At 46.6% G+C, this 11,466-nt stretch carries 7 protein-coding genes; 3 read left to right on the forward strand and 4 right to left on the reverse strand.

Going from position 1 to position 11,466, the window contains the following annotated elements:
- Positions 1-24: 24 nt before the first annotated feature.
- A complete protein-coding gene (locus tag QZ135_RS17360; RefSeq protein WP_294612056.1) occupies positions 25-2,691 on the forward strand; it encodes an ATP-binding protein in 2,667 nt (888 codons plus the stop codon).
- An 87-nt stretch (positions 2,692-2,778) separates the two neighbouring features.
- Here the strand turns inward: QZ135_RS17360 and QZ135_RS17365 are convergent, their stop codons facing one another.
- Together QZ135_RS17365 and QZ135_RS17370 are read right to left on the reverse strand one after the other, a co-directional pair.
- Positions 2,779-4,554 (reverse strand): oxaloacetate decarboxylase, encoded by a 1,776-nt coding sequence (locus QZ135_RS17365; protein WP_294612059.1) that lies wholly within the window; start codon positions 4,552-4,554, stop codon positions 2,779-2,781.
- Positions 4,555-4,894: 340 nt separating this feature from the next.
- Positions 4,895-5,398, reverse strand: coding sequence for an RNA polymerase sigma factor (locus QZ135_RS17370; protein WP_009128522.1), 504 nt, complete (start codon positions 5,396-5,398; stop codon positions 4,895-4,897).
- Positions 5,399-5,665: 267 nt separating this feature from the next.
- Between QZ135_RS17370 and QZ135_RS17375 the strand changes: the two genes are divergently transcribed.
- Positions 5,666-8,566: a M16 family metallopeptidase gene (locus QZ135_RS17375; protein ID WP_294612064.1), complete on the forward strand. Its 2,901-nt coding sequence runs from the start codon at positions 5,666-5,668 to the stop codon at positions 8,564-8,566.
- Positions 8,567-8,659: 93 nt separating this feature from the next.
- Here QZ135_RS17375 and QZ135_RS17380 read toward each other — a convergent pair whose 3' ends face one another.
- Positions 8,660-9,286: a trimeric intracellular cation channel family protein gene (locus tag QZ135_RS17380; RefSeq protein ID WP_294612067.1), complete on the reverse strand. Its 627-nt coding sequence runs from the start codon at positions 9,284-9,286 to the stop codon at positions 8,660-8,662.
- A 130-nt stretch (positions 9,287-9,416) separates the two neighbouring features.
- Here QZ135_RS17380 and QZ135_RS17385 point away from each other — a divergent pair, with 130 nt between their 5' ends.
- Complete coding sequence (locus QZ135_RS17385) at positions 9,417-10,550, forward strand: UDP-N-acetyl glucosamine 2-epimerase (RefSeq protein WP_294612070.1); 1,134 nt, start codon at positions 9,417-9,419, stop codon at positions 10,548-10,550.
- On the opposite strand, the gene QZ135_RS17390 is transcribed toward QZ135_RS17385, so the two are convergent.
- The coding region (locus QZ135_RS17390; protein ID WP_294612073.1) for a glycosyltransferase at positions 10,523-11,466 on the reverse strand (944 nt) is incomplete at its 5' end. The two genes, QZ135_RS17385 and QZ135_RS17390, sit on opposite strands and share 28 nt — an antisense overlap.

An 11,466-nucleotide genomic window follows, 5' to 3' on the forward strand; every position in this document is an offset into this window, starting at 1 on the left:
TAAATCTAAATACGAAGAAAGACAATGAAAAGCATTCTGAAAGACACGAATAATTCCGAGAAACTCCTGAACATGATATCAGACACTCTGATACTCATGGATAAGGATGGTGTGTGCGTAGATATAGCCGTCCATAACGTAGACCTCTGGTTCATAAAAGAAGAAAAATTGCTCGGCAAGAATCTATTGACCATGTTACCGCCCAGAACTTACAGCGAGTTCTACCCCGAATTCCGGAAAGTATTGTTGCGAAAAATTAAATCCACCCGCAACTACGAACTCATGCTACGGGATGAAACTTATTTCTTCAAATGTATCATGCAGCCTTATGGTGATTTGATATTATGCCAGTATCGCGACATCACCGAACGCAGCCAGCGCAAGCTGGAGCTGGAAAACAAAAACCGGGAACTGTTCGAGATACAGAAAGCCGCCCTCATCGGCAGTTGGTTCTATGACACCTCCAACCGGGAATTCAGCTATGCAGGCCAAACGGGCGTCATGTGCACGGACATGCCACAGAACATCCGGGTGGATACGTATCTGAACACCATCCTCCCCGAAGACAGAGCTTCTTTCAATGACTGGCTCGCAGCAAACCTGAGAGGAGAAATGGAAGAGAGCATCGACTACCGCATCTTCTATAACGAAAAAATATATTATATCCGCCTGAAAGCCTTTGCCCGTGAATGCTACAAGGACGGTAGCATCACTTTGGAAGGGTATATACAAAACATCACCGACATCCAGCAGAGGCGCAATGACATCAACCTCCTGACACACGCCATCAACAATTCAACGGAAGACATCTTTGCCGCCCGCGAAGACGGCACACTGATATTCGCCAACCGCCAGTTCATGCTGCACCACAATCTAAGCAGCACAGAGGATATCACTCAATTGAAGATATATGAGATTCAATCGTATGCCCAAAACGTGGAAGACTGGCAAAGGATGGTGACCGCCGTCAGGAAAGGAGAAAGACAGCAGACCTTCACCATATACAACCCGCTTCCACTCTGTCCGGGCATATTGGCATACGAATGTAATTCTTACTGGATTACCAGTGACGAAGGCATAGGAACCCTCTGGGCATTTGGACGGGACGTGTCCCAGCGCATTCTCCACGAACAGCAAATCAAGCGCTTCAACCAGATATTGGATAAAATCATAGAGCATCTGCCCGCAGGTATCGTAGTGAAGGACATCAAGAATAATTTCAAATATCTGTACCGGAATCGTGAATCGTACAACCGCAACGTTCCCATGCAAGAGGCTCTGGGTAGGGACGACTTTGATTTCTATCCCCGGGAAGTAGCGCATGAGAAGCGCCTGCAGGATATGGAAATAGCCACCACCGGACAAGAAATGCACTGGATTACCGAAGAGCGTGACGGGCAGGGCAACCCTCTCTTCCTGGACAAGCGGAAGATGAGGATTGAAAGCAAAGACTTCTCTCCCATCCTGCTGAACATCGAATGGGACATCACGGACATGGAACTAATGAAACGGGAGTTGATGATTGCCAAAGAAAAAGCTGAAACGTCCGACCAACTCAAATCGGCATTCCTTGCCAATATGAGCCATGAAATTCGTACACCACTTAATGCCATCGTCGGCTTCTCACGTATCATTGCCGAGAGTGATAATACCGAAGAGCGCAAAAGCTATTACGATATAGTAGAGGCAAACAACGAACGTCTGCTACAACTCATCAATGAAATTCTCGACCTCTCGAAGATAGAAGCCGGCATTGTGGAGTTCAGCATAGCCACGGTCCGCCTGCACCCGCTTTGCAAGGAGATTCATGATGCGCACGTCTTCCGTTGCCCTACAGGCGTCGAACTCATATTCGAGCCTTCGGATGAAGAGCTTCGCATCGACTCGGACAAGAACCGTATCTTCCAGGTCATATCCAACCTGATAGGCAATGCTTTCAAGTTCACCACCCAAGGCAGTATCAGTTACGGATACCGCCCGGAGGGAGAGAACATCGTATTTCACGTAACCGATACGGGCACGGGCATTGCTCCCGAAAAAATAGGAAAGGTATTTGAACGTTTTGTAAAAGCCAATAATTTCGCGCAGGGTACAGGGTTGGGATTGGCCATTTGCAAGACCATCATCGAACGTCTGGGCGGAAACATTTCCGTTACTTCCGAATTGAATAAAGGCACCACTTTCACTTTTACCCTCCCCGCAAACATAGCCAAGGAAGAAGAAGACAAAGAATTGCTGAAAAACGCCCTTGAAGGAAATGAATTGACAACTGACGAACAAAGCATAGTGGCCGAAAGTGTAGAAGCCACTCCGGGCACCCCCTCACAGAATACTACGTTGAAAACTGTCCTGATAGCCGAAGACACGGAAAGCAATTACATCCTGACCAAAGCAATTCTTGGAAAAGAATACCATCTGGAACGCGCCAAAGACGGTATGGAAGCCGTCAACATGTTTGTAGAGATAAACCCGGATATTATCCTGATGGATATGAAGATGCCAAACCTCGGCGGACTGGATGCAACGAGAATCATTCGTGAACTGTCCCCTACCGTTCCCATCGTTGCCCTGACAGCCTTCGCCTACGACCATGACCGGAAAGCTGCCTTCGACGCCGGATGCAACGATTTCCTGACAAAACCTTTCACACAGGAGGGGCTGAAGGAGACGATTAGGAGGTGGGTTAAATAGTGATTAGTTGTTAGTGATTAGTGATTAATACCTACGACATCATAGCGCAGCCTGCTTATCACTAATCACTAACCGCTAATCACTAAATTAAGCAAAGATATCGCTTCTCTGAATATAAGCAATCACATCGCCCTTATTCACAATGTCGCCTTGTTTGGCACATATTTCTACGATACGTCCGGTAAATCCGGTCAGCAGTTTTTCGTACTCTCCCCACGGGGTGGACAGATAACAGAAAACTTCGTCGTGCTGGTATTTGCGGCCGATGAACGGAGCTACAGAAGGACCTTCTACAGATACTTCCCACAGCACCTGCCCTTTGTCGGGAGCAATAATCGGATCAGCTTTGGCACGTTTCAGCTTCTTGATGTCCTCTTCCGAGTATCCGTTCTTCGCCATAGCGGCATCTTTGGCACGTTGCAGTTCATCCTCAAAACGTTTCTTGGCAACACCCGACTTATAATCACGATACTGACGGTCGTGCATGGCCAGTTCGAAGAGCTCTTCATCATCTTTGCCATACTCCCATCCATTCTCATCCATTTCCTTCCGGAATTCATCCAGAGCATCCGGATAATTCAACTGCGGGTCTGTATCCACAAACTCATATCCTTTTGATGTTGCCAGTTCCACAATTTCAGGAGCCAGTTCGCCGGGCAGACGCCCGCTCTTACCCAGAATCATGTCCCAGGTATGATTGTCTATCATCGTCCAGCGCTCCTCACCCTTTACCAACTGCATGAGGTTCATCAATGCCACATTCTTCACATATTGGCTGAAAGGCGTCACCAATGGCGGATAACCCAGTTTAGGCCATACATATTCCACTTCGTCGAACAGCATCACCAAGAGGTCATCGATACTGAGTTCCGGTTCATTTTTTCCTCTCAATATCATGTTGATTCCCGAATGTACTCCCTTCAAATCCGCCATCATAGAACCCATCATTCCACCCGGCAGACCGCACTTCAACAACAGTGAGGACATATGTTTATTGGTGGGGTCCATGAAATAACCCAGGAAGTCGTCAATAAACTCCTGTGTCATGGCACGCGCCTTCATATAAGCCTTCATATTGATGTCCGGCACCTGGAATCCCAAGTCTTTCAGCATCGCCTGCACTGAAATCACGTCCGGATGTACTTTTCCCCAGGACATAGGCTCCATGGCTACGTCGATAATATCCGCTCCATTCTCGCAGACTTCGAGAATAGAAGCCATCGACAAGCCCGGACCGCTATGACCGTGATACTGAATAATCACCTCCGGATGCCTTTCCTTAATTGTCTTCGTCAACCGTCCCAGCATTCCCGGGCGACCGATACCTGCCATATCTTTCAGACAGATTTCGGGTGCTCCCGCTTCAATCAGTTGGTCGGCAACATGAGCATAATATTCCACCGTATGCACAGGCGAGTGTGTGATGCAAAGCGTGGCTTGCGGTATCATCCCCGCCTCCAGCGCATATTTAATGGAAGGAATAATATTCCTTGTTTCATTCAAACCACAGAAGATGCGGGTAATATCCACTCCTTGCGCATGTTTCACCCGGTACATCAGACGGCGCACATCAGCAGGGACAGGATACATACGCAGGGCGTTCAGACCACGATCCAGCATGTGTGTCTGTATGCCTGCCTCATTGAAAGGTTGGGTAAAAGCACGTACGGCATTGTTGGGATTCTCACCGTACAACAGATTCACTTGTTCAAAAGCTCCGCCATTCGTTTCCACACGGGCGAAACACCCCATTTCGATAATCAATGGAGCAATACGTACCAATTGGTCTACACGGGGTTGATATTTACCGGAGGATTGCCACATATCACGGTAAACAAGACTGAATTTAATTTCTTTTTTCATCACAGTCAGCAGTTAGCGGTTTAACATATATGAATTAAGAGGTTAACTTAATAAGTACAAATATAGATGTTTATTCTGACATATAGTCATGAATACACTTAAATTATTCAGTTAAAAAGATATGTTTTATATCATATTGCAAGAATAGAGAAAAATCAAATCAGAAAGACTATACCGGATAGGGACACTGGGTACCCACCTTAGCTCTACATTCCTCAACCTCACCTTTACGCCGCTCAACCTTAACTTTAATATTTCTCACAAAAAAATACGCCCAGAGCACTTGCCCTGGGCTATAAGATTATAGTTTTTCGATTTATTCAATCTGTATTGTCTGTTTTTAAACAAAGTCTTTCAATTCTTGTTGTAGCCGCTGGCGGGTGAAAAAGATGCGGCTTTTTACGGTTCCCAAAGGTAATCCGAGTCTATCGGCAATTTCGCGGTACTTGAAGCCGGAAACGTGCATGGAGAAAGGCACTTTATAATCACGTGGCAATGAATTGACGATGCGATGCATCTCTTTCAAGTCATAAGACCCTTCGGTGCTTGCAAAACCGGAGTTCTGGGGCAAGTTCAAGTGATAAAGGTTATCTGTCTGGTCCACGAAAGTTTGTTCGCGAACAATTCTGCGGTAATTATTAATAAAAATATTACGCATGATGGTGTACATCCACCCTTTGAAGTTGGTATCGGGCATGTACTTGTCTTCGTTGTCCAACGCTTTGAGTGAGGTTTCCTGCAATAAATCATTGGCCTCCTCTTTATCGGCTGTCAACTTATATGCAAAGCGAAGCAGTTCTTCTTGCACACTAATCAAATCCTTCCTAAAACTGTAGGTATTCATACTTTGCTTTTTTTTAAATGGTTAATAAATATTTTAAATTCACGATTGCAAGTTTAGGGAAGTTTCCAAATTTCCGGGGGACTAATATTGTTTTTCTTTAAGGCGAAAACTAACATTTGACAGTTTTCACCCCCATTTTGAGAGTTTTCAGGTGCTATTTTCGATAAAAAGCGTATCTTTTTCCGAAGATTTCGTAAAGTGTTTGTGATTTTTTTATAGATTTGCCTACATATAGCAAAAACACTTTATTTAAAAACACTTTATTTTATGAGACGAATTTTCAAACTATTCATTCTGCTGGCTATCATGGCTGTCTCTTTGCCGTCCTTCGGTCAAGGATTGAAAGCCTTCAAGCTAAAGAATGGTCTTTCCGTATATATATGGGAGGACAACACGAAATCGGATGTATATGGTATTGTAGCCTGTCGGACAGGCTCGGTCAACGACCCGGCGGAATACACCGGATTGGCTCACTACCTGGAACATGTGATGTTCAAGGGTACCGATAAAATTGGTGCATTGGACTGGGCTACAGAAAAACCGCTTTACGAGAAAATTATCACTAAGTACGACGAAATGGCCGACGAAGCTGATCCCGTAAAGAAAGAAGCTATCGCAAAAGAAATCAACGAGCTGACTGTAGAAGCCGCCAAAGTGAGTGTATCTACTGAATTTATGAACCTGATAGAGAGCATGGGTGGTAAGGGACTGAATGCCGGAACCAGCTTTGACGTGACTTACTATCACAACTCATTCCCTCCCTATCAGATCAACAAATGGCTGGAAATCTACTCGCAGCGTATGATAAACCCGGTATTCCGTACCTTCCAGACTGAGTTGGAAAGTGTATATGAGGAATATAATATGTATCAGGACAACCCGAGCAGCGTACAGCAAGAGTTCATCTCAAGCAAGGCATACGAAGGGCATCCTTACGCACGCCCCATCATCGGCTTGCCCGAACACTTAAAGAACCCGCGTCTGAGCAAACTCATCGACTATTACAACGACTGGTACACCCCCGAGAACATGGTACTCATCCTCGTGGGTAACGTTAATGCCCAGCAAATCAGCGGTCGCATCAACGCCACCTTCGGACGCCTGCAAGCAAAAGCTACTCCCGAACGCAAAACTTATCCCGACCTGGACATCAAAGGCCGCAAGCAATATAATGCAAAAGTGGGTTATTATCCCAACGTATGCCTCGTGTACAAAGGTGTACCTGCCGGACATCCCGACGAAAAGCCTTTGGATATCGCCATGTCTTTGCTGAGCAACAACAGCAACACCGGTACACTGGACAAGTTGACCATCGACGGCGAACTGACCCAAGGTTTCGCCTATTCAGACAGCCGTCGCGAACAGGGTCGTAACATCGTACGCTGCGTTCCGCTCTACGACGAAAACCAACGCCGTTTCGAATCCAACAAAAGTGCTGAAAAGAAAGCCCTGAAAGCTATCGAAAAAGTAGCCAACGGTCAATTTGAAGAATGGCAGATCAATTCTATCAAGAACAATATGTGCCGTGATTTCGACCGCAGCATGGAGTCAAACACCTACAAGGCGCACATGCTGATGAACGCCTTCATCAACGAAGAAGACCTGGGACAAGTACTCAACTACAAGGATGAAGTGATGGCCATCACAACAGAAGACATCAAACGTGTTGCCAAACAATATCTGACCAATGACTACCTTGCCATCTACATTGAAAAAGGAAAGCTCGACAAGAGCGCTAAAATAAAGAAACCGGGATACAAACCCATCGAACCTCCTGTAGGCAAACAATCACTGTATGCCACACAGTTCAAGAACATGCCTATCGGACAGGTAGATGAAAAATTCATCGACTTCAGTGACGTACAAAGCAAACAGTTGAACGACCGTTCCAAGATGTACTACACACAGAATCCGGAAAACAACGTATTCAGTCTGACCCTGCGCTACGGTGTCGGCGAACGTGAATTCCGCAAACTGGGCATCGCCGCCGACCTGATGAACAATGCCGGTATCATGGGCGCCTACGAACCGCAACAACTGAAAGAAGAACTCGGTAAGCTGAACGCTACCTGCGAAGTAAGTGCCAACAGCAACTACCTCTATATTACTATGGAAGGTTACGAAGAAACTTTGCCGCAAGCTTGCCAACTCCTTGCCCGCCAGATTCTGATGCCGAAACTGGACGACAAGCAGTTGAGCCGTATCAAAGGTTCCATGTTGGGCAGTCGCCAGCAGCGCAAAGAAAATGTAAACGCTTTGTCCAGTGCACTCATGCAATACATGATTTTCCAGGATAAGTCGTCTTATATCGACGAACTGACCGACAAAGAAGTTTATGAATTGCAGATTTCCGAACTGACAGGCGACATCAACCGTGCTGCCAACTATGAAGCCGAAATCTTCTATTGTGGTACACTACCTTTCGACAACGCTTATGACATCCTCAGCAAGAACCTGCCACTGGTTGCCAACGAAAGACCGTCTACTTCACCACAAGACAAGCCTATGGCTACCGTAACGGAAAACACCGTTTACTTCCTGCCGAACTCTGATGCAGAACAGGCACAAATCTACTTCTACATGCCGATGGAAAAGTATGATACGAAAGATGACGTGATTCGTGACGCATTCAATCAATATTTCTCTGGTGGTTTCAATGGTTTGGTACTCGATGAAATCCGTGGAAAACGTTCTATGGCTTACTCAGCCGGAGCTTACATCGGTACACCTACATTGCCGGGCAACCCGACTTACCTCTTCGGTAACATCGGTACGCAGAACGACAAAGCCAACGATGCACTGGATGTATTCATGGGCTTGATTACAGACATGCCGAAGAATGCCGAACGTATAGACAACATCAAGAGCTATATGCGTCAGGAAATGCTGACTACGCATCCTTCTTTCCGCAACAAGGCCGAATACATGAGATCATTGCAGCGTGTAGGTTATAACGATGACCCCACCAAGCAAAACCTGCCGAAGGTGGATGCCCTGACTTTTGATGATATCGTGAAGTATTACGAAGAGAATGTCAAAGGCAAACCCTACTGCATCGGTATCATGGGTAACCCGAAAGATATCGACGTGAAGAAACTTGAGAAATACGGTAAAGTAGTGAAACTGAACGAAAGAAAACTGTTCAACACGAAAGACGCCATGTTCTAAAGAGTGACGAGCTACAAGCTACGAGTTACAAGTTGCTGCGCTATGACGCTGAAAAGCACTTGTAGCTCGTAGCTTGTAGCTCGTCTCTTTCTCTTATTCTTCCCCTTCTTCCTCACTTCCCGAAAGAATCGGCAAACAGATGTTATACTTCACCGCCAGAATACGTGTGACGAACACCGACATGCCGCCTGCCACCTGGCAACCGTAGGACTGCAAACCCAATGCGTGACACACCCAATAAACCGTACCGCCTACCACGCACGCCATCGCATAAATCTCTTTTCTGAAAATCAGCGGAATCTCATTGATGAACACATCCCGAATCACACCACCCGCAGCACCCGTAATGCTACCCATGATGATAGCCACCCAGAACGGATACCCCAACGCAATACTTTTCCCCACACCGACCACCGTAAACAGCGCCAGTCCGATGCTATCGAAAATAAAGAATGTATTATGCAGATGAATGAGATGTTTACCGAAAAGGATTACCCAAAGCAAAGCCAGTCCCGTACATATCAAGTAGATAGGGTCCGTCATCCAGCCCGGCGTCACACCCAGCAGCACATCACGTATCGTACCGCCTCCGATGGCAGTCACAAACCCTACCACGTATGCCCCAAACCAGTCGAACCGTTTTGCTGATGCCAGACGGATGCCACTGATAGCAAAGGCAAACGTACCTATAAAATCGAGTATTTGAACAAATGTTGGCATGATAATCAATAATTAACGTTTAATGATTAGTGATTAATAATTGTCGGTTATTAAAATTATCGGCAAAGTAACGAATAATTTCCCTAAGAAAACGTACATTTGTCTCTTGGAAATTAAAAAAAACAGCAAAATGAAAATAACGATTGTAGCGGGAGCACGTCCCAACTTCATGAAAATAGCACCTATCACCCGTGCCATCAAAGCTGCACAGGAAGCAGGAAAGCGAATCTCATACCGTCTGGTCTACACCGGGCGTCAGGATGACACCAGTCTGGATGCTTCCCTATTCTCCGATCTGGACATGAAGCAACCCGACGGTTATCTGGGCGTCAGCGGACACGACCATTCCGAAGTGGCAGCCGCCATCATGCTCGCCTTCGAAAAAGAACTGAACAATCATCCCGCGCAAGTGGTCCTCGTGGTAGACGACCTCACTGCCACCATGAGCTGCTCCATCGTCGCCAAGAAGCGTGGCCTGAAAGTAGCCCACCTCATTGCCGGCACCCGTTCTTTCGACATGAACATGCCCCGCGAAGTGAACCGCACCATCGTAGACGCCATCTCCGACTATCTGTTCACAGCAGGCATGGTTGCCAACCGCAACCTCAATCAGGAAGGCATGATACCCGAATACATCCATTACGTAGGAAACATACTGATAGATACCATCCGCTACAACCGTCACCGCCTGTTGCAACCCGTGTGGTTCTCCACCATGGGACTGGAAAAGCGCGGCTACTTGTTGCTGACCCTCAACCGCCATGACCTGTTGACAAAGAAAAAGGTGCTCAACGCCCTGATGCAGGCATTGGTAGAGAAAGCTGAAGGCATGCCCATCATCGCCCCTTTGCATCCTTACGTGCAGAATGCCATTAAGACGCTCGAAATCTCTGCTTCCAACCTGCATATTCTTCCGCCGCAAAGTTACCTGCATTTCGGTTATCTTATCAACCATGCCAAAGGTATCATCACCGACTCCGGAAACATCGCCGAAGAAGCTACTTTCCTCGACGTGCCCTGCATCACGCTCAACTCTTATGCCGAGCACCCCGAGACCTGGCGTGTGGGCACCAATGAGCTGGTGAATGAAGATCCTGTCGCCTTTGCCTCCATGCTGGAAAAAATGTTGCACAGCGAATGGAAACACACTACTCTACCCGACCGTTGGGACGGACGGACGGCAGAACGCATTGTGCAGACGTTGATTTATGAAGAATCAAAAAGCGCAGCAAAAAGTCAGGAAAGGGACAACCTACAGAAATAACCCAATTTATAAAAAGCGAAAAGCCGCAGGGAAGGATATTTCCCTGTAAGATTCTTTTCCAAAAGACTTTCGGACATACGGAAAATGAAAGCGGTGAACGCCACAGCATGAAGCCGCTTCACTCCGTCATACCAACGCAACAAACGGACGTAAAGAAGCAACTCCTGTTCATATCCCAACAAATTTTTCACAGAACGGCGCGTCTTAGCCAGAAAAGCAGAGCTATCCTCCTCCACCAGATGCCAAACAGGATTCTCAACATGCAACACACGTACCCCCGCCTCTTCCAACCTCCTTCCGAAAGCTGTATCTTCATATCCCAAATGAAACGCTTCATCAAAACGGATGCGCAAAAAGAGTTCTCTCGGAATCAGGAAATTCATACTTATGAATCGTTGATAAGGTTGCTTATTCCGCTCAGTTGCCGGCTGTGCCTCCACCCGCATCCCATACTTATACCGTAGAGCCGCATCCCCCGCTTTCTTATAGGAAAATCCGCCACAAACAACATGTTCGCCCACATGATTAAGGTATGTCGAAAGAAATTCCGCCTCCACGGGTCGTGTATCCGTATCCAAGAAAAGCAAATTAGGATAACGAGCCTGTTCCCCCAGATAATTGCGCACAAATGCAGGACCATGATTTTCTTCAAGTTCAAACACATGGCACCCTTCCAATACATTCAGCACCCGATTCTCTTCCCGCACCTCTTCACACGACGCATCATCTGCCAACAGGATTTCAAAAGGAATCTTCGTCAGCAAAGCCATCTCATGCAGCTTCTTCACCAATGAAACGCAATTGATATTATATACCGGAATAAGGATGGATAACATTGCGCAAATATACTTTTTCTTTCGTTTGCCCGAAAGAAAAAGTATCAAAAAGAAAGGGCACGGGCTCAGTCTACGGTGCT

The organism is uncultured Bacteroides sp., from assembly GCF_905207245.1.
In the GTDB taxonomy this organism is placed as follows: domain Bacteria; phylum Bacteroidota; class Bacteroidia; order Bacteroidales; family Bacteroidaceae; genus Bacteroides.

Bases quoted from the DNA above. Each gene is read 5' to 3' on its own strand.
- QZ135_RS17360 (WP_294612056.1), top strand. From the start codon at position 25: ATGAAAAGCATTCTGAAAGACACGAATAATTCCGAGAAACTCCTGAAC.
- QZ135_RS17365 (WP_294612059.1), bottom strand. From the start codon at position 4,554: ATGAAAAAAGAAATTAAATTCAGTCTTGTTTACCGTGATATGTGGCAA.
- QZ135_RS17370 (WP_009128522.1), bottom strand. From the start codon at position 5,398: ATGAATACCTACAGTTTTAGGAAGGATTTGATTAGTGTGCAAGAAGAA.
- QZ135_RS17375 (WP_294612064.1), top strand. From the start codon at position 5,666: ATGAGACGAATTTTCAAACTATTCATTCTGCTGGCTATCATGGCTGTC.
- QZ135_RS17380 (WP_294612067.1), bottom strand. From the start codon at position 9,286: ATGCCAACATTTGTTCAAATACTCGATTTTATAGGTACGTTTGCCTTT.
- QZ135_RS17385 (WP_294612070.1), top strand. From the start codon at position 9,417: ATGAAAATAACGATTGTAGCGGGAGCACGTCCCAACTTCATGAAAATA.